Genomic DNA, 18,815 nt, shown 5'->3' on the forward strand with positions numbered 1-18,815 from the left:
ATGTACAGTATCGAAAAGAAACCAGATGCACTATTGGTAGACTATAGACTGCCAGTTGAAATGAAAAATAAAATAGAATCATTTGGTATAGAAATAGTAGAAACTGTAGCTCACCCTAATTTATATGAAGCTGTTAAAGGACACCCTGATTTGATGGGGTGTCCTTTAAAGAATATTACTATTATAGAGCCATATCTTTATAATAAAAAATATAAAGATTTTGAAAGATTTTCTACACAGATTGGAGATAAATTAATAGAAAAAGATTATCCCAATCACATTAAATACAATGTTGCTACTTTTGGAAGGTATGCTTTAGGTTGTTTTAAATACGTGGACAAAGCGATAGTAACCGTTTTAGAAAGCTTAAACATCTCACTTATTAATACAAACCAAGGATATAGCAAATGTTCAACTCTGATACTAGATTCTAATAATTTAGTTACATCGGATATTTCAATATTTAAGGCAATAAATGAAATATATGGCATGAATATTGCTATGATTAATAGTGGAGATATAATATTAGAAGGCTTTGAGTATGGGTTTATTGGAGGAGCTAGTTCATTAATTGATAATAAAAAAGTTGCTTTCATGGGAAGCTTAGAACATTATAATAATGGAAAAGCTATTATAAACGTCTTAAATTCCTTAGAAATCGATGCAGTTTTTTTAGCGAATTCAAAACTGCAGGATTACGGAAGTATGGTTCCTCTTTATTTAAAATAAACCTAAATGAATTCTGAGGCTCTCTTTAATTTAAATTTAAAAAAATTTGAGGAGGTTTGACATGAATAAAATTGTATCACTTGATTTTGCTATGGATCATGTAAAAGACGGGATGACTCTTATGATTGGCGGATTTCTTGGTGTAGGTACACCAGAGATATTTATAGATGAGCTGATTAAAAGAGAGATAAAGGATTTAACTATTATTGCAAATGATACTTCATTCGTGGATAAAGGTCTAGGAAGGCTTATAGAAAGCAAACAGGTTAAAAAAGTAATTGCATCACATATAGGCACAAATCCAGAAACTGGAAGACAAATGAATGAAAAAGAAATGGAAGTTGAGCTAGTTCCTCAGGGTACTCTTGCTGAAAGAGTACGAAGTGGAGGAACAGGACTCGGTGGAGTTCTTACTCCTACAGGTCTTGGAACAATGGTAGAAGAAGGTAAGCAAAAAATAGAAGTTGATGGAGTTACTTATTTGTTAGAAACAGCACTTAGGGCAGATGTTGCTTTATTGCTTGGACATAAAGTTGATAAAAAAGGAAATACTCTTTACGACAAATCTGCAAGAAACTTTAATCCGCTTATGGCTATGGCAGCAGATACAGTTATTATGCTGGCAGAAAACCTTGTTGAGGTTGGAGATATTGATGCAGAACATATTATAACACCAGGAATACTTGTTGATTATATCGTTAAGGGGGAATAAGAGATGTCAAGAGAGATAATTGCAAAAAGAGTAGCTAAGGAATTACACGATGGAGATGTAGTTAACCTAGGTATTGGAATGCCTACATTAGTTGCAAATTATGTAAGTGATGATATAGATGTTGTTTTTCAATCAGAAAATGGATTTGTTGGTCTTGGACCTGCACCAGCACAGGGAGAAGAAATACCTAATCTAGTAAATGCGGGAGCTCAGCCAGTTAGTATTAAAAAAGGCGGAGTATTTTTCGATTCAGCGATGTCTTTTGGAATAATTAGAGGTGGTCATGTAGATGTAACTGTTCTTGGAGCACTTCAAGTTGATGAAAAAGGAAATCTTGCAAATTGGATGATCCCAGGGAAAATGGTTCCAGGTATGGGTGGAGCCATGGATTTAGTAGTAGGAGCAAAAAAAGTAATTGTTGCTATGGAGCATACAGCAAAAGGCAAGCACAAAATTCTAAAAAACTGTAATCTTCCTCTTACAGCCAAAGCTCAGGTTAACTTAATTGTAACTGAGATGGGAGTAATGGAAGTTACTGAAAATGGATTATTACTAAAAGAAATAGCTAAGGACATTACAGTAGAGCAGATTCAAGAAGCAACTGAAGCAACTCTAATTATTGATAAAAATTTAAAGGTTATGGAAGCATAAACCTATATATACTTAGCTCTATTACCATTATGGTATATAGAGCTTTTTACGTTTATTGTGTATAATGGAATATAGGTAAATTTTAATTTTGATAATATAAAAACTTTTAAAGTTAAAAATAAAATTGGGGCGTAGTGATGAAAAATAAATTATTTTTTGATATAGGGTATGTTAAATTAAATAAATATGGTGAAGAACTTTGTGGAGATAAAATGGAGATACTTCCAAGAGAGCATGGGGTTATCTCTATTTTATCTGATGGTTTAGGTTCAGGAGTAAAGGCTAATATTTTAGCTACATTGACATCTAAAATTGCAATTACAATGCTTAAGCAAGGGGCTACAATTGAAGAGGTTGTAAACACCATTATAAATACTCTACCAGTATGTAAGGTTAGAGGACTTGCATATTCGACATTTACAATTATATACGGCATTAATTCAGGCAAGGTTTATATTGCTAGATTTGATAATCCGCCTGTATTTTTAAAAAGAGATGGGGCTGTCACATTAATCGAAGGTGATGATGTTCAGATTGCTGATAAAAATGTAAAAGAGGCTGAATTTAATATCAAGGATGGAGATACTATAATTGCAATTAGCGATGGTATTTTGCACGCAGGCATCGGAAGAATAATGAATCTAGGGTGGCAAGAACCAGAATTAGCTGCCTATATTTCAAAACTACCAGACGAGCTTAGCGCTATGAGTATCGCAAAAAAAATAATTACAACCTGCAACGATCTTTATGGAGATTTGCCTCAAGATGATGCTAGCTGCATGGTACTAAAATATCAAAAACCAGAAAAAGTAACTTTATTTACTGGACCTCCAGTAGAAAAAAATGACGATACTAAAATTGTATCTGAGCTTATGTATGGAAAAGGGAAAAAGATTGTATGTGGAGGCACAGCAGCTTCTATTGTTTCGAGGATACTAGAAAAGCCTGTTAATATAGACATGAGCAACAGCAATCCCGATATACCTCCAATTGCATATATAAAAGGCATAGATTTGGTTACAGAAGGGGTATTGACATTAGCCAAAGCGCTCGAGATTCTCGAGGATTATAAAAGCTCAATTTCGCATATAGATGACATGTTTACAAACGATAAAAACACAAATGCTGTGTATATGCTACTTAAAATCTTACTAGATGAAGCTACTCATATTAGGATTTTATTTGGAAGAAGAGTAAATCCAGCTCATACAGAAATAGGATTTCCTGAGGACATAAGTTCAAAACATGATATAATAAAAAAGCTTGCAGAAATTCTAAAAGAATTTGGAAAAATTGTAACAATTGAATACTATTAATGATGGAGTGGTGAATAAATGCAATTTGTAACAATAATGTTCATGGTAATTATAGGTGCAGTTATAGGATGGATTACAAACATCCTAGCTATTAAGCTTTTATTTAGACCTTTAAGACCTTATAAAATACCTTTACTTAATTATGAAATTCAAGGACTTCTTCCTAAAAGAAAAGCTGAAATTGCAAGTAATATAGGCAAAACAGTAGATGAAGAATTGCTTTCTATAGAGGATATCTTAAATAAAATGATTGAAGATGAAGATAAGAGTAATATAGTTAAAGCAATAAAAATAAGAGTTAATATGATAATTGACGATAAGATGCCTCCTATTATGCCATCTACTTTTAAAAATATGATTAAGGAATATGTTGATACTGTAGTGGAAGAAGAAATTGCTTCTCTTATAAATGACTTAAGTGAGGATTTGATTCATAAAGCAACAGCTAGAATCAATATCAAGGAAATGGTAGAAGACAGAATTAATGCTTTTGAAATGGAAAAAATAGAGGATATAATATTATCTATTGCAAAAAAAGAATTAAAGCATATAGAACGTTTGGGTGGAATACTTGGTGGTTTAATTGGACTGATTCAGGGTATAATTGTCATAATGATGAGATAGTTATTGACAATTTATTTATAATTACGTATAATCCAAATAAATGATACAGCTATGATTAGGATAAGTAGTGGATTTGCTTTCTTTCAGAGAGAGAGGTAGTAGGTGTGAGCCTCTTAGAATGTACCCATGAATACCACCTATGAGCTTTTTCCGAAATAAGGAGAACGTGAAGGCACGTTATAGCCTACAAGAGTTACTTGAGAAATCAAGTTAATTTGGGTGGAACCGCGATAATTAATCGCCCCATTATTTGGGGTGATTTTTTTGTACCCCAAATTAATAAAAACTTATATCGTATAAAATTTATATTAACTAATAAAAGGAGGAAAAGTTATGATAAAGATTGAATTAAAAGATGGCTCATTAAAAGAATTTGAAAGTGGCATCAGAGCCATAGATGTAGCAAATAGCATAAGTGAAGGCTTAGCAAGAGCTATAGTGGGAGCTAAAATCAACGGTGAAGTAAAGGACTTGAAAACTCCTATAAATGATGATGCTAAATTAGAATTTGTAAAGTTTGAAGATAAGGATGGAAAAGAAGTATTTTGGCATACTTCTACTCATGTTATGGCTCAAGCAATTAAAAGATTATATCCTGAAGCTAAGCTTGCTATTGGGCCAGCTATTGAAAATGGATTTTACTATGACATAGATTTAGAGCATAGATTATCTCCAGAGGATTTAGAAAAAATTGAAGCTGAAATGAAAAAAATAGTTAAAGAAGAATTTGAAGTTGAACGCTATGAGCTTCCTAAAGACGAAGCTATTGACTTCATGAAGAAGCTAGGTGAAGACTATAAGGTAGAGCTGATTGAGGGATTGGAAGAGGGAAGTACAATATCTTTTTATAAACAAGGAGAATTTACAGACCTTTGTGCAGGACCTCATCTTCCAAATGTAAAGAAAGTAAAAGCCTTTAAGCTTTTATCTGTAGCGGGGGCATATTGGAGAGCTGATCAAAGCAATAAAATGCTTCAAAGAGTTTACGGTATTGCTTTTGAGAAAAAGAAAGATTTGGATGATTATATCCAGATGATGGAGGAAGCAAAACTTCGTGACCATAGAAAGCTAGGTAAAGAGCTGGAGCTGTTTACACTTCTTGATGAGGGTCCAGGCTTTCCGTTCTTCTTACCAAAAGGAACTGTTTTAAAGAATAAATTATTAGAATATTGGAGAGAAGTTCATAGAGAAGATGGCTATGTAGAAATAGAAACTCCTATAATCTTAAATAGACAATTATGGGAAACTTCTGGCCACTGGTTTAATTATAAGGAAAATATGTATACTGTAGAAATCGATGAAGAGGATTTTGCAATAAAACCTATGAACTGCCCTGGAGGGATGCTGGTTTATCAAACAAAAATGCGTTCTTACAAGGATTTCCCTATAAGAATGGGAGAAATAGGTAGAGTTCATAGACACGAATTATCAGGGGCTCTGCATGGACTTATGAGAGTAAGAGCCTTTACTCAAGACGATGCCCATATATTTATGCTACCTGAGCAGATTAAAGATGAAATAAAAGGGGTAGTAAGCTTAATAGACAAAATTTATAAGACATTTGGTTTTTCATATCATCTTGAGCTATCAACTAGACCTGAGAAATTTTTAGGCGAAATTTCTATGTGGGATGAAGCAGAATCAAATCTTAAAGCAGCTCTTGAGGAGCTAGGACTTCCTTATATCATAAACGAAGGAGATGGCGCTTTTTATGGCCCTAAGATTGATTTCCATCTTAGAGATTGTATAGGTAGAACTTGGCAGTGCGGAACTATTCAGCTAGACTATCAGTTACCTGAAAGATTTGAACTTTCTTATATTGGTAAGGATGGAGAAAAGCATAGACCAGTAATGATTCATAGAGTTGCCTTTGGAAGCATAGAGAGATTTATAGGTATTTTAATTGAGCACTATGCAGGAAAATTCCCGCTTTGGATAGCTCCAGTTCAAGTAAAGATCCTTCCTATATCAGATAAGTTTATGGATTATGCTAAGCAGATAGAAAAAGCTATGTATGATGCTAAGATAAGAGTTGAGCTAGACGATAGAGCAGAAAAAATAGGCTACAAAATTAGAGAAGCTCAGCTTGAAAAAGTGCCTTACATGATAATTGTAGGAGAAAAAGAGCTTAATGAAGGAAATATTTCTGTTCGCTCAAGAGATTTAGGAGATTTAGGTTTTAAAAATACTGATGATTTCTTAAAAGAACTGAATGAAGAAATTATTTCAAGAAAAACTAACCAGTAATAAAAAGGGGATTAATGCTATGTTTATAAAATATGAAGAGCTGCTCCTTAATTCAAAGCCAGCAGCATTTACAACATTATATGAAGGCTTAATTATAAACTATGCAGGGATAAACCAGTTTACTAAGAGTATTCACCCTTTATATGATAGGAAGCATAATATTCATGAGAGAATTGCTAGTGTTGAGGCTATTCTAGCAAACTACAATCAAATACCTGAATATAGAATTGTATTTCAAAAAGACTATCAGGAATTTGATGAGGAGCTTTTCAGAAATGGTTATGAAAGAAGTGGTCATGGAACTGTAAAAATGATAGATATAAAGCCACTTCAAAATGAGCTATTTACGTTTGCGAATTTCATTCAAAACGGTGTATTTATAGAAGAAGAAATTAAAGATTTTTGGATAGATGATTTTTCTTATCTCATGAATTATTCACAAGTAGAAGATAAAATTTTCAGAGATTCAATAAAAAGACTTATAGTACCTTGCAGTACCTTTACTCTTATAGAGGAAAATACACTTATAGGTCAAGCTTATGCTACATTTCAAGAAAACTATATGATAATAAATAGTATAGTTATAAATAAGAAGACTAGAAATCTTTCATATGGAAAGAGGCTTCTTATGAGCATGCTTAGCTATGCCTTAAAAAGAGGAGCAGAAATTGCAATAGCTGATGTTGATTATTTAGACACAGCAGGGAATAAGCTCTTTGATAAAGTTAAATTTGAGGATATTTATGGATATTGCTACAGGATTAAAAGAATAACTAAATAAAATATTTGACAACTCAGAATTATATTGATATAATTACTAAGGTTGATTAATGAAGTAGAAGTATCCGCTTCTCACCTTATTGCAAATGAGCGTATAAGGTTATGATAAAGGATGTTATTATGTCTTTATTTGCGGATAGCTTATGCTATCCGCATTTTTTATATGATACTATATTTTATTTATTGGCCAATTTGGAGGTGTATGATTATTAAGGAACAACAAATCAATGAGCAAATTCGCGACAAAGAATTACGTGTTATCGATGAAGATGGTACTCAGCTTGGTATACTGTCAGCTAAAGAAGCTCAGAATTTGGCTACACAGAAAAACTTGGATTTAGTAAAAATTTCACCAAATGCAAATCCACCGGTTTGTAAAATTATGGATTTTGGCAAATTTAAGTACGAAATGGCCAAAAAAGAAAAAGAATCAAAGAAAAAGCAAAAGGTAGTTGTAATCAAAGAGGTAAGACTTAGACCCTCTATTGAAGAGCATGATTTATCTACTAAAGCTAAAATGGCTTATAAATTCTTAGAAAGCGGAGACAAAGTTAAAGTGTCTGTACGTTTTAGAGGTAGAGAATTAGGACATAAAGAAATAGGGGTTGAAGTAATAAATAAGTTTATTGATCTAGTTAAAGAAGTAGGAACCCCTGATAGAGCTCCACGCCTTGAAGGAAATACTATGATTGTTATGCTAGACCCTAAAAAAAATTAGCATTTAAAGTACTAGAAGGAGGAAAAACACATGCCTAAAATGAAAACTCATAGAGGAGCCGCAAAAAGATTCAAGGTTACTGGCTCTGGGAAATTAAAAAGAAGCAAAGCTTTTACTAGCCACATCTTAACAAAAAAATCTGCTAAAACAAAAAGAAAACTTAGACAAAGTGGTATTGTAACTAAAGGTGACCAAAGCAGAATGGCACAATTACTACCATACCTATAAAAACTACGATAAGAAGGAGGTTAACATAAAATGGCAAGAGTTAAAAAGGCACTTAATGCAAGAAAAAAACATAAAAAAATACTTAAGCTAGCAAAAGGATTCAGAGGTGGAAGAAGTAAACTTTTCAGACCTGCTAATGCTTTTGTAATGAAGGCTCTTAAGCATGCATATTCTGGAAGAAAGTTAAAGAAAAGAGATTTCAGACAGATGTGGATAGCTAGAATAAATGCAGGAACAAGAATGCATGGATTAAGCTACTCAAGATTTATGAATGGTCTTAAAATTTCAGGAATCAACTTAAATAGAAAAATGTTATCTGAAATGGCTATAAATGATCCTCAAGGTTTTGAGAACCTTGTTAATACAGCAAAAAAAGCTTTAAATGCATAATTTATAGGCTTAAAAGGCATCGAGATATAAGTTAAATTACTTATAATCTGGATGCTTTTTTTATGTTAAAAAATTTATTATTGTGGTAAATATAAAAAATGGCATGGAACTTGCTTTGTATAATTAATACTTGAAATTAGTTGTTTATTAGGAGGTGTAGCTTTGCATTTACAAAATATTGTAATTGAAAAAAAATCAGATGTAGCATGGATAAAAATTAACAAACCAGAATCATTAAATGCTCTGGATGAAAATTTGATTTCAGAGCTTAAATATGCATTTGAGACTACGGGCAAGGATGATGAGGTTTCGGTGATAATTCTAATAGGCGAAGGCAAAGCATTTGTAGCTGGAGCAGATATAGAGCAAATGAGCAGCATTAATCCAAATAGAGCTAGAGGATTTGCAAATCATGGAATGGAATTAATGACTTATATAGAGAATTTAGAAAAGCCTGTAATAGCTGCCGTAAATGGATTTGCTTTGGGAGGAGGATGCGAGCTTGCCTTAGCTTGCGATTTGAGAATCGCAAGTAGTAAAGCTAAATTTGGACAACCAGAAGTAGGCTTAGGAATAACACCAGGCTTTGGAGGAACTCAAAGACTATCTAGGTTAATAGGTAGCTCGAATGCCAAGTTATTAATTTATACAGGGAATATTATAGATGCTAATGAGGCTTATAGAATGGGACTTGTAAACTCTGTAGTAGAACCAGATTTGCTTATAAGCACTGCAGAAGAGCTTGCATCCAATATAGCATCAAAATCTCAAATGGCTGTAAAATATTCAAAAACAGCAATTAATAAAGGTATTCAGACAGACATTGACACTGGTCTTGAAATAGAAAAAAACCTTTTTGCGCTCTGCTTTGCTTCTCAAGATCAAAAAGAAGGTATGACAGCATTTTTAGAAAAAAGAAAACCTAATTTCAAATAACAAGGAGGTAGTACTGTGAAAATATGTGTAATTGGTTCAGGAACAATGGGTAATGGCATAGTACAAACATTTGCTACAAAAGGTCATAAAGTAGTAATTAAAGGACATAGACAAGAATCACTAGATAAAGCTATAGCAAGCTTGGATAAGGGTTTATCTAAGCTTGTAGAAAAGGGAAAAATCACAAGTGAAGATAAAGATATAACCATGTCTAATATATCTACTACTTTATCTTATGAAGATATAAAAGATGCAGATTTAGTTATAGAGGCAATAGTAGAAGATATCAAAGTGAAAGAGACTGTATTTAAAGAACTAGATGAAATTTGTGAGGATAAAACTATTTTAGCAACAAATACCTCATCGCTTTCTATAACAGAAATTGCTTCTTTTACTAAAAGACCAGAAAAAGTTATAGGAATGCATTTCTTTAATCCAGTTCCTGTTATGAAACTTACAGAAATAATCACAGGACAAAAAACATCAGTTGAAACTTTTGATACAGTTTTTAAGATAGCTTCAGATATAGGAAAAGTTCCTGTAAGAGTAGAAGAGTCTCCTGGCTTTGTTGTAAATAGGATTTTAGTTCCTATGATTAATGAAGCAGTTGGAATTTTATCAGAAAATGTTGCTTCCAAAGAGGATATTGACGAATCAATGAAATTAGGGGCTAACCATCCGATAGGACCATTAGCTTTAGCAGATCTTATAGGTTTAGATGTATGCCTAGCTATAATGGAAGTTCTTTATAATGAATTTTCAGATTCAAAATACAGACCTCATCCATTACTTAAGAAAATGGTAAGAGCAAACAATCTTGGAAGAAAAACTGGAAAAGGATTTTATGAATATTAATATATAATTGGAGGTTAAATTATGAGAGAAGTTGTAATCGTAAGTGCTGCTAGAACACCTATAGGTTCTTTTGGCGGAAGCTTGGCTGGAGTTTCTGCTGCTGAGCTTGGAATAACAGCAGCAAAAGGGGCTATTGAAAAAGCAAAAATTGACCCAAAATTGATTGATACTGCGATAATTGGTAATGTGCTTTCAGCTGGACTAGGACAAAATATAGCAAGACAAGTATCACTAGGTGCTGGCATGAGCTATGAATCATCATCATTAACTATTAATAAAGTTTGTGGCTCGGGTCTTAGAGCGGTTTCTATGGCAGCTCAATTTATAATGCTTGGAGATGCTGAAGTGGTTTTAGCTGGAGGAACTGAAAGTATGACAAATGCTCCTTACTGTAGTAGTTCAATGCGCAGCGGGGCTAGGATGGGAAATACTCAGATGGTTGATACTATGATTAATGATGCTCTTACAGATGCATTTAATGGATATCATATGGGTATTACTGCAGAGAATATAGCTGAAAAATGGAATCTTACTAGAGAAATGCAAGATGAATTTGCCCTAGCGAGTCAGTTAAAAGCACAAAAAGCGATAGAGGAAGATAAGTTTAAGGATGAAATAGTTCCAGTAGTAATCAAGTCTAGAAAAGGCGAAGTTATAGTTGATAAAGATGAATATCCAAAATTTGACATGACTATTGACAAGTTACAAAAATTAAAGCCTGCATTTAAAAAAGATGGTACAGTGACAGCAGGAAATGCTTCTGGAATCAATGATGGCGCAGCTATGATGATAGTAATGTCGAGAGAAAAAGCTGATGAGCTAGGTTTAGAAGTAATGGCAACTATTGCTTCTTACTCATCTGCTGGAGTAGATCCAGCTATAATGGGATACGGACCAGTTCCAAGCACAATAAAAACATTAGAAAAAGCAAATATGAAGATTGAAGATTTAGATTTAGTAGAAGCAAATGAAGCATTTGCAGCTCAGTCACTTTCAGTAGTTCAAGATTTAAAATTAAATCCGGAAATAGTAAATGTAAATGGTGGAGCTATTGCTTTGGGACATCCAGTAGGAGCTTCTGGAGCTAGAATACTTACTACATTATTACACGAAATGAAAAGAAGAGATGCAAAAAATGGACTTGCTACTCTTTGTATTGGTGGAGGAATGGGAACGGCTATAGTTGTAAAAAGATAACAGATAGTTCAAACTTATAATAACATCATGAAAGCAAAGTAAATAGATTTTAATTTTAACCTATAAAAAGGAACTGATATGATAAAGAGCTATATAGAATAGATTGATTAAAGGTAATATAAAATCAATTATTGTAGTATGCCAATTATCCTCAGTTCCTTTGTTCATATATTTCTAATCTATAATAATAATAGTTAGTGTAAATAAAATGAACATTGATTTACAACTTTTTAATTTTATAAATAAATGTGTAATATTAATAAACATATAAACAGCTTTGTGTTCAAAAAATGAACATAAAGCTGTATGAAAAAATTAAATTAAAGTTCTAAACTACTATATAACTCCTTAATCTATATTTTTATAATAAAAGTCATGCTTCAGTAATAGCAATATGCTTTTTTAAACTATATAGAATAACGAGTAGGATTTAAAATAAAATAATAGTTTATAAATTAGCCATTTAAATTAGTAGATAAAGCCATGATTTCAAAGCAAGTAAATACACTATAAAAATTTTTATAATTTATGTTAAAAAATTGGCATTAAATTTGCTTTTATAATTTATTGCAAAACTAAAATATAAATAAGATGATTAATAATCAAGGAGACAAGGACTATTAATTGTTAAATTAATAATTAACAAAGGAGGAATAAAAATGGAATTTGGTTTTTCAAAAGAGCATGCATTACTAAAACAAATGTATAGAGAGTTTGCAGAGAATGAAGTTAAACCTCTAGCTGCTGAAGTTGATGAAATGGAAAGATTTCCAGTTGAGACAGTAGAAAAAATGGTAAAAGCGGGGTTTATGGGTATTCCTTTTCCTAAGAAATATGGTGGAGAAGGTGGAGATAATTTAGGTTATGCTATGGCTGTAGAAGAACTTTCTAGAGTTTGTGGAACTACTGGAGTTATTGTTTCAGCTCATACTTCACTTGGTGCTCATCCAATATTTGAGTTTGGAACTGAAGAGCAAAAAGAAAAATTCTTAGTTCCATTAGCTAAAGGAGAAAAATTAGGAGCTTTTGGACTTACAGAGCCTAACGCTGGTACTGATGCTGCAGGGCAACAGACAACAGCTGTATTAGATGGTGATGAATATGTACTAAACGGTTCTAAAATATTTATAACAAATGCTGGATATGCTCATACATATATTATTATGGCTATGACAGATAAAAAAGCTGGAACAAGAGGAATTTCTGCCTTTATAGTAGACGCAGATACACCTGGATTCTCTGTTGGACCTAAAGAAAAGAAATTAGGAATCAGAGGCTCAGCTACATGTGAGTTGATTTTTGAAAATTGCAGAATTCCTAAAGAAAATATATTAGGTAAAGAAGGCATTGGATTTAAAGTTGCCATGAAAACATTAGACGGTGGAAGAATAGGTATTGCGGCTCAAGCACTTGGAATTGCTCAAGGAGCTCTAGATGAAACAATTCATTATGTAAAAGAAAGAAAGCAGTTTGGAAGATCAATTGCTAATTTCCAAAACACACAATTCCAGTTAGCTGATATGGCAGCAAAGATTGAATCTGCTAGACTATTAGTTTATAAAGCAGCATACAATAAAGATAAAGGACTTTCTTATTCATATGAAGCGGCTATGGCAAAATTAGTTGCTGCAGAAACGGCTATGGAAGTTACAACTAAGGCAGTTCAGCTTCATGGAGGGTATGGTTATACAAGAGAATATCCAGTTGAGAGAATGATGAGAGATGCAAAAATTACTGAAATTTATGAAGGAACTTCTGAAGTTCAAAGAATGGTAATTTCTGCGGCATTATTAAAATAAAAAGGAGGTTATTTCTAATGAATATAGTTGTTTGTATAAAGCAAGTACCAGATACTACTGAAGTTAAATTAGATCCAAAAACTGGAACACTTATTCGTGAAGGAGTTCCATCAATTATAAACCCAGATGACAAGAGCGGACTTGAAGCAGCTCTACAATTAAAAGATAAGCACGGTGCTCATGTAACAGTAATAACTATGGGACCTCTTCAAGCGGATGCAGCACTTAGAGAAGCTCTTGCTATGGGAGCTGACAGAGCTATACTTCTTACAGATAGAGCATTTGCTGGAGCAGATACCTGGGCAACATCATCAGCTATAGCTGGTGCACTTAAAAAAATAGATTTTGATTTAGTAATAGCAGGAAGACAAGCAATAGATGGAGATACAGCTCAAGTTGGACCACAAATAGCTGAGCATTTACAATTACCTTCAGTAACTTACGTTGAAGACGTGCAGCTTGATACTGATTCAGTAATAGTAAAAAGAGCGTTTGAAGACGGTTATCATAAAATTAAAGTAAAAACTCCTTGCCTTATAACTACTCTTAAAGAAATGAATGAATCAAGATATATGAGAGTTTCAGGAATCTATGATGCTTTTGCTGATGACAAGGTTGAAATTTGGACTGTAAATGATATTGAAGTCAATCCAGAAAACTTAGGTCTTAAGGGTTCTCCTACAAAGGTTAAGAAATCATTTACAAAAGGTGCTAAGACTGCAGGAAAAGTATTTGAAGTTGATTCAAAAGAAGCAGCTAAAATAATCATGGACAAATTAAAGGAAAAATATATTATTTAATAATAATTTATGTGAGGAGGTTGAAACAATGAATTTAGCAGATTATAAAGGAGTTTTAGTTTATATAGAGCAAAGAGACGGAGAAATTCAAAAGGTATCATTAGAATTGCTTGGAAAAGGAAAAGAGTTAGCTGAAAAATTAGGTGAAAAGCTAAGTGCTGTGGTTTTAGGCCATAACATTAAGGCTCTTGCTAATGAATTAATTTATCATGGAGCAGAAAAGGTTATAACAGTTGATCATGAAGTTCTAAAGAATTTTACAAATGAGCCATATACAAAAGCGCTTACTGCTGTAATTAATAATGAAAAACCAGCTATTGTTTTAGTTGGAGCTACATCAATAGGTAGAGATATTGCACCTAGAGTATCTGCAAGAATACATACAGGACTTACTGCTGACTGTACTTCTTTAGATATCGATGACGAGACAAGAAATTTAATGATGACAAGACCAGCATTTGGTGGAAATATTATGGCAACGATTATTTGTCCTGACCATAGACCGCAGATGTCAACTGTTAGACCTGGAGTTATGCTTAAGCTTGAAAGAAATACTTCAAATACAGGTGATGTAATTGATTTTGATGCTGGTTTAAATGCACAGGATTTAAATGTTGAAGTGCTTGAAATAGTTAAGGAAGATCATAAAAAAGTAAATATTGAAGATGCTAAAGTTTTAGTATCAGCAGGAAGAGGTATTGGTTCAAAAGAAAATATGAATCCTTTATATGATCTGGCTGATGAACTTAAAGGAGAGGTTTCTGGCTCTCGTGCTGTTATTGATAACGCATGGCTAGATAAGGACAGACAAGTAGGTCAAACAGGTAAAACTGTAAGACCAGATTTATATTTTGCTTGTGGAATATCAGGAGCTATTCAGCACATTGCTGGTATGGAAGAGTCTGAGCTAATTATAGCAATTAATAAAAACCCAGATGCTCCAATATTTGAAGTTGCAGACTTAGGTATAGTAGGAGACGTATCAAAAGTACTTCCTCTTCTTACTGAAGAACTTAAGAAGTCAAAAAAAGAGCAATAAGTATAAACCATAATAATTTAAATTAATAAGCCTTATTTCTAAGAATGTAATTCATTCTTGGGAATAAGGCTTTTTTTATGATTATTAGATTTAAGTTAAATGAATAATATATTTGATATTTAGTTTTATATTGTAAATTTAGAGGCTTCTGATTCTAATGATTTAGCTATTTCTTCAACTTGTGATATTTGATTTGATATATTATCAAAGTTCTTAACTTGAGATACTATATCATTGCTTGCCTCTTCAACTGAAATAGCATTGTTTTGTGTAGTTTCTGATAGTTCATTCATAGCTTGCTGCATTTGCTCAGTTACTTCGAATTGCTTTCTTGATGATTCTGTTATTATAGCTATTTTTTCAGCCATATTTTTTATCTCGCTAAATATCTTTCCAAATTCTTGGTTAGTATCATGAACTTTTGCTACACTATCTTCAACTAAAGTATTTTCTTGAGACATAATTTTATCTGCTTGGCTTATGTCAACTTGGATTTCATCAATTAGAGAACTGATTTTTTGAGCTGACTGATTGCTATTTTCGGCTAATTTACCAACCTCGTTTGCTACTACTGCAAAACCTCTTCCATGCTCTCCGGCTCTGGCAGCTTCTATAGATGCATTAAGGGCTAATAAATTGGTCTGCTCTGAAATTGATGTAATTATATTTACTATTTCACTTATTTCTAAAGATGAAGCCTTTAATTTTTCGATAACCTTATAAACTTCGTTTGAAGATTCTTTAACCTTACCTATAGAAGAAACAATTTCGACCATTTCTTTTTTACCATAGTCAACAGAATTTAACGCTGATTCTGTTGATTGTGAAGCCTGCTTAACTTGTTCAAATACAATCTGAGAAGTATCAGTAATTTCATTAATTGATGCAGTTGCCTCTTCAACTATACTAGCATTATTTTGAAATCTACCAGACATATCGTTAAGCTGAGTAGAGATATTGTCAATACTTGCATTTGACAAATCCATCGCAGTAGCTAAAGACTCTGTAGCGCTCATAAGAGATTTTGAATCACTTACAACCTCTTTAATTATGCTTTGCTGATTATCTAACATTTGATTTAATGTAGTTGCAATTTCTCCAATTTCATCATTAGATGTAACCTTTACTCTTGAAGTTAAATCACCAGAAGAAATAAGATGCATTGTTTCTACAAGCTTAGGGATTGGTTTTAAAGAGTTTTTAATTACACTATATAGTACAACGCCAATTACTAGTATACCTAATATAACCATAATTATACTTTGGTTTGTAGATTTGTTAACTTGTTTCATTGCAATGTTTTCATCGACGGTAACACCAAGCGACCAACCATTGGCGTTCAAAGGAGAATATGATATGATATGATTTTTCTCATCATAATCATAAGTTCCTATACCTGTATTACCAGATATCATTTGCTTGCCAATTTCACCTAGGTTACCACTTATTTCTGTTATATTTTCATTTAGTATTTTTTCTTCATTAGGGTGATATAATACTAACCCTTGTGTATCAACTAAAAATGCATAGCCTTCGTTTTTAATTGTGTGTTGACTAATTATAGAAGGTAATTGATCTATAGCTAGGTCTATTCCAAAAGCACCAAGTAGCTCACCATTGTCATACACTGGAGTTGCAATAGTAACAACCATTTTATCTGTGATTGCATCTACATAAGCATCTGTATATATGAGTTTGTTAGCTTCCTTCATTTGCTTAAACCATCCGCGATCCTTAAGCGAAAAATCATCCATTCCTACCCAGCCATCTTGAACCAAAATAGTATTTGCTTTTATAGGACCAACATAAATAGACAGTATATTTTCATCTAAACTTTTTATTATGTTCAGCTCGTTTAGAACATCAGCGTAGCCAGGATATGTAGATAACAGATCCCTGTCTTCGGCTATTTTCATAAATTCCTTAAATGTACTATTGGTAGCTCCTTGGATAACTAAAGCACCACTTTTTTCAAAAAATTGATTTATTGAAGAAGAAATTAAAGAAGATTCCGAAATTAAGTTTTGCTCAACTGTTTTTTTAGAAAAATTGATATTTGAGCTAATATTTAAATAAAAAGTTACAGAAAAAACTAAAATTACTAAAGATAGACTGCTTATTAATACCTTGTTGACCAGACTTCGATTTTTTGCCACAATGAAAAACCCCCTCAAATGTAAAAAAAATTAAACTGCAAGTTCATTTTAACATATTGCTAATTTTCAGACTATAAAGTATTTCTATAAAAAAATAATTATATAGATAAAAATAATAATACAGATTAATAATGAAATTATTATGAAAAGAAAGAGTATTCTACAGATTATTTAGATTAATATTTAAGTTCTTCAAAAAATAAAAATACTTTCAAAGCATGATTGAAATATATATTGTTTGAGTTATAATATAATGTGTTAACAAAAAAAGGAGAACGATATGATTAGGATACCAAAAGATAAGCATAAATATGAATTTTCTGCATCGCAGATTATTGTTATAGGTTTTGCAATTGTAATTCTTATTGGAGGAATTCTACTGAATTTACCTATGGCTTCTATAAATAATGAGAATGTAGGATTTTTAAATTCTATATTTACTGCTACATCGGCAGTTTGTGTGACTGGCCTCGTAGTGGTTGACACGGGAACTTACTGGACAACCTTTGGAAAAATAGTAATAATGCTTTTGATCCAAATTGGGGGTTTAGGTTTCATGTCAGTTGCAACTCTTGGAGCTATGCTACTTGGTAAAAAAATATCTTTACGAGAAAGACTTATAATAAAAGAATCATTGAATCAAAGTACATTATCAGGGGTAGTTAAACTTACTAGACAAATGCTATATGGTACTTTTTTTATAGAGTTTATAGGGGCACTTATGCTCTCATTAAAGTTTGTTCCTATATACGGATTTAAAAAAGGTATTTTTTATTCAGTATTCCATTCAGTATCTGCATTTTGTAATGCTGGATTTGATTTAATTGGCGGAGGAAGGTCTCTAATTCCTTTTGTAGATAGTGGTGTTGTTAACATCACTATAATGTTACTTATTATTTTAGGTGGGCTTGGTTTTACCGTAATTTTTGATGTAGTAGCTAAAAGAAGTTTCAGAAAACTTAACTTACATTCAAAAATAGTTATTACATTAAGTTTTGTTTTAATTGCTATATCGTTTGTTTTATTTTTTATAATGGAGAGTTCAAATCCAGATACTATGGAAAATCTATCTATTAAGGGAAAAGTACTAGCATCATTATTTCAGTCAGTAACACCAAGAACAGCGGGCTTTAATACAATTAATTTAGGTGGTATGGAAAACAGCTCAAAGTTATTAACAATTATACTTATGTTTATCGGAGGCTCTCCAGCCTCAACAGCAGGTGGAATAAAAACGTCAACACTTGCAATTTTGATTCTTGCAGTAAGAACTCTAATTGTGGGTAAAGAAAATGTTGAGATATTTGGTAGAAGAATTTCTTATAGAGCGGTAAACAAATCTTTGGCTGTAGTTTTCATAGGAATATTTGTAGTTATAAGTGGCACTATGATATTATCACTTACTGAACCAGCGCAGGACTTTTTAACTATAATGTTTGAAACTGTTTCAGCTTTTGGAACAGTTGGGTTGTCATTAGGGATGACATCTTCATTAAGCAATATAGGTAAAATATTGGTAATATTTACTATGTTTATTGGCAGGGTAGGATCTTTGACAATATTGCTAGCACTAGCAAGTAATGAAAAGAAATCATTATATAATTATCCAGAAGAAAAAGTGATTGTCGGTTAGGAGAT

General features: G+C 32.4%; 18 protein-coding genes and 2 other annotated features. Of the genes, 17 read left to right on the forward strand and 1 reads right to left on the reverse strand.

Annotated features, from left to right (window positions below):
• The 16 genes from CLOST_RS05800 to CLOST_RS05875 all read left to right on the forward strand — a co-directional run bounded on the left by CLOST_RS05800 (window position 1) and on the right by CLOST_RS05875 (window position 15,021).
• Entirely contained in the window at window positions 1-729 is a 729-nt protein-coding gene (locus CLOST_RS05800; RefSeq protein WP_013361335.1) for a DUF6873 family GME fold protein, read from the forward strand.
• Between the two features lie 61 nt (window positions 730-790).
• Complete coding sequence (gene atoD / locus CLOST_RS05805; RefSeq protein WP_013361336.1) at window positions 791-1,441, forward strand: acetate CoA-transferase subunit alpha; 651 nt, start codon at window positions 791-793, stop codon at window positions 1,439-1,441.
• A gap of 3 nt (window positions 1,442-1,444) precedes the next feature.
• Window positions 1,445-2,092 (forward strand): 3-oxoacid CoA-transferase subunit B, encoded by a 648-nt coding sequence (locus tag CLOST_RS05810; protein ID WP_013361337.1) that lies wholly within the window; start codon window positions 1,445-1,447, stop codon window positions 2,090-2,092.
• Between the two features lie 137 nt (window positions 2,093-2,229).
• Window positions 2,230-3,408 (forward strand): SpoIIE family protein phosphatase, encoded by a 1,179-nt coding sequence (locus tag CLOST_RS05815; protein ID WP_013361338.1) that lies wholly within the window; start codon window positions 2,230-2,232, stop codon window positions 3,406-3,408.
• An 18-nt stretch (window positions 3,409-3,426) separates the two neighbouring features.
• Complete coding sequence (locus CLOST_RS05820; RefSeq protein WP_013361339.1) at window positions 3,427-4,032, forward strand: DUF445 domain-containing protein; 606 nt, start codon at window positions 3,427-3,429, stop codon at window positions 4,030-4,032.
• Between the two features lie 42 nt (window positions 4,033-4,074).
• Window positions 4,075-4,281 (forward strand) — a binding site (T-box leader).
• A gap of 84 nt (window positions 4,282-4,365) precedes the next feature.
• Window positions 4,366-6,279, forward strand: a complete 1,914-nt coding sequence (gene thrS, locus CLOST_RS05825; RefSeq protein WP_013361340.1) for a threonine--tRNA ligase — start codon at window positions 4,366-4,368, stop codon at window positions 6,277-6,279.
• A 19-nt stretch (window positions 6,280-6,298) separates the two neighbouring features.
• Window positions 6,299-7,060 carry a GNAT family N-acetyltransferase gene (locus CLOST_RS05830; RefSeq protein ID WP_013361341.1) on the forward strand — a complete coding sequence of 254 codons (762 nt, stop codon included), beginning with the start codon at window positions 6,299-6,301 and terminating at the stop codon, window positions 7,058-7,060.
• Between the two features lie 46 nt (window positions 7,061-7,106).
• Window positions 7,107-7,227: a sequence feature (ribosomal protein L20 leader region), on the forward strand.
• Between the two features lie 34 nt (window positions 7,228-7,261).
• Window positions 7,262-7,777 carry a translation initiation factor IF-3 gene (gene infC, locus CLOST_RS05835; protein ID WP_013361342.1) on the forward strand — a complete coding sequence of 172 codons (516 nt, stop codon included), beginning with the start codon at window positions 7,262-7,264 and terminating at the stop codon, window positions 7,775-7,777.
• Window positions 7,778-7,807: 30 nt separating this feature from the next.
• Entirely contained in the window at window positions 7,808-8,005 is a 198-nt protein-coding gene (rpmI, locus tag CLOST_RS05840; protein ID WP_013361343.1) for a 50S ribosomal protein L35, read from the forward strand.
• Between the two features lie 30 nt (window positions 8,006-8,035).
• Complete coding sequence (gene rplT / locus CLOST_RS05845) at window positions 8,036-8,395, forward strand: 50S ribosomal protein L20 (protein WP_013361344.1); 360 nt, start codon at window positions 8,036-8,038, stop codon at window positions 8,393-8,395.
• 162 nt (window positions 8,396-8,557) lie between these two features.
• Window positions 8,558-9,331, forward strand: a complete 774-nt coding sequence (locus CLOST_RS05850) for an enoyl-CoA hydratase-related protein (protein WP_013361345.1) — start codon at window positions 8,558-8,560, stop codon at window positions 9,329-9,331.
• Between the two features lie 15 nt (window positions 9,332-9,346).
• Complete coding sequence (locus CLOST_RS05855) at window positions 9,347-10,186, forward strand: 3-hydroxybutyryl-CoA dehydrogenase (protein WP_013361346.1); 840 nt, start codon at window positions 9,347-9,349, stop codon at window positions 10,184-10,186.
• A 21-nt stretch (window positions 10,187-10,207) separates the two neighbouring features.
• On the forward strand, window positions 10,208-11,383 hold the full coding sequence (locus CLOST_RS05860) for an acetyl-CoA C-acetyltransferase (RefSeq protein WP_013361347.1): 1,176 nt from the start codon (window positions 10,208-10,210) through the stop codon (window positions 11,381-11,383).
• Between the two features lie 659 nt (window positions 11,384-12,042).
• A complete protein-coding gene (locus CLOST_RS05865; RefSeq protein WP_013361348.1) occupies window positions 12,043-13,182 on the forward strand; it encodes an acyl-CoA dehydrogenase in 1,140 nt (379 codons plus the stop codon).
• Window positions 13,183-13,199: 17 nt separating this feature from the next.
• Window positions 13,200-13,982 carry an electron transfer flavoprotein subunit beta/FixA family protein gene (locus tag CLOST_RS05870; RefSeq protein WP_013361349.1) on the forward strand — a complete coding sequence of 261 codons (783 nt, stop codon included), beginning with the start codon at window positions 13,200-13,202 and terminating at the stop codon, window positions 13,980-13,982.
• Between the two features lie 28 nt (window positions 13,983-14,010).
• Window positions 14,011-15,021, forward strand: a complete 1,011-nt coding sequence (locus CLOST_RS05875) for an electron transfer flavoprotein subunit alpha/FixB family protein (protein ID WP_013361350.1) — start codon at window positions 14,011-14,013, stop codon at window positions 15,019-15,021.
• A 125-nt stretch (window positions 15,022-15,146) separates the two neighbouring features.
• Here the strand turns inward: CLOST_RS05875 and CLOST_RS05880 are convergent, their stop codons facing one another.
• On the reverse strand, window positions 15,147-17,177 hold the full coding sequence (locus CLOST_RS05880) for a methyl-accepting chemotaxis protein (RefSeq protein ID WP_013361351.1): 2,031 nt from the start codon (window positions 17,175-17,177) through the stop codon (window positions 15,147-15,149).
• Between the two features lie 280 nt (window positions 17,178-17,457).
• Here CLOST_RS05880 and CLOST_RS05885 point away from each other — a divergent pair, with 280 nt between their 5' ends.
• Window positions 17,458-18,810, forward strand: a complete 1,353-nt coding sequence (locus CLOST_RS05885; protein ID WP_013361352.1) for a TrkH family potassium uptake protein — start codon at window positions 17,458-17,460, stop codon at window positions 18,808-18,810.
• Window positions 18,811-18,815 lie beyond the last annotated feature (5 nt).

It is taken from the genome of Acetoanaerobium sticklandii, assembly GCF_000196455.1.
Taxonomy (GTDB): Bacteria; Bacillota; Clostridia; order Peptostreptococcales; family Filifactoraceae; genus Acetoanaerobium; species Acetoanaerobium sticklandii.

Excerpts from the sequence above, each read along its gene's own strand:
- infC (WP_013361342.1), top strand. The coding sequence starts at position 7,262 with ATGATTATTAAGGAACAACAAATCAATGAGCAAATTCGCGACAAAGAA.
- CLOST_RS05870 (WP_013361349.1), top strand. The coding sequence starts at position 13,200 with ATGAATATAGTTGTTTGTATAAAGCAAGTACCAGATACTACTGAAGTT.
- CLOST_RS05875 (WP_013361350.1), top strand. The coding sequence starts at position 14,011 with ATGAATTTAGCAGATTATAAAGGAGTTTTAGTTTATATAGAGCAAAGA.
- CLOST_RS05865 (WP_013361348.1), top strand. The coding sequence starts at position 12,043 with ATGGAATTTGGTTTTTCAAAAGAGCATGCATTACTAAAACAAATGTAT.
- CLOST_RS05810 (WP_013361337.1), top strand. The coding sequence starts at position 1,445 with ATGTCAAGAGAGATAATTGCAAAAAGAGTAGCTAAGGAATTACACGAT.
- CLOST_RS05860 (WP_013361347.1), top strand. The coding sequence starts at position 10,208 with ATGAGAGAAGTTGTAATCGTAAGTGCTGCTAGAACACCTATAGGTTCT.
- CLOST_RS05820 (WP_013361339.1), top strand. The coding sequence starts at position 3,427 with ATGCAATTTGTAACAATAATGTTCATGGTAATTATAGGTGCAGTTATA.
- rpmI (WP_013361343.1), top strand. The coding sequence starts at position 7,808 with ATGCCTAAAATGAAAACTCATAGAGGAGCCGCAAAAAGATTCAAGGTT.
- CLOST_RS05815 (WP_013361338.1), top strand. The coding sequence starts at position 2,230 with ATGAAAAATAAATTATTTTTTGATATAGGGTATGTTAAATTAAATAAA.
- thrS (WP_013361340.1), top strand. The coding sequence starts at position 4,366 with ATGATAAAGATTGAATTAAAAGATGGCTCATTAAAAGAATTTGAAAGT.
- rplT (WP_013361344.1), top strand. The coding sequence starts at position 8,036 with ATGGCAAGAGTTAAAAAGGCACTTAATGCAAGAAAAAAACATAAAAAA.
- CLOST_RS05830 (WP_013361341.1), top strand. The coding sequence starts at position 6,299 with ATGTTTATAAAATATGAAGAGCTGCTCCTTAATTCAAAGCCAGCAGCA.
- atoD (WP_013361336.1), top strand. The coding sequence starts at position 791 with ATGAATAAAATTGTATCACTTGATTTTGCTATGGATCATGTAAAAGAC.
- CLOST_RS05885 (WP_013361352.1), top strand. The coding sequence starts at position 17,458 with ATGATTAGGATACCAAAAGATAAGCATAAATATGAATTTTCTGCATCG.
- CLOST_RS05800 (WP_013361335.1), top strand. The coding sequence starts at position 1 with ATGTACAGTATCGAAAAGAAACCAGATGCACTATTGGTAGACTATAGA.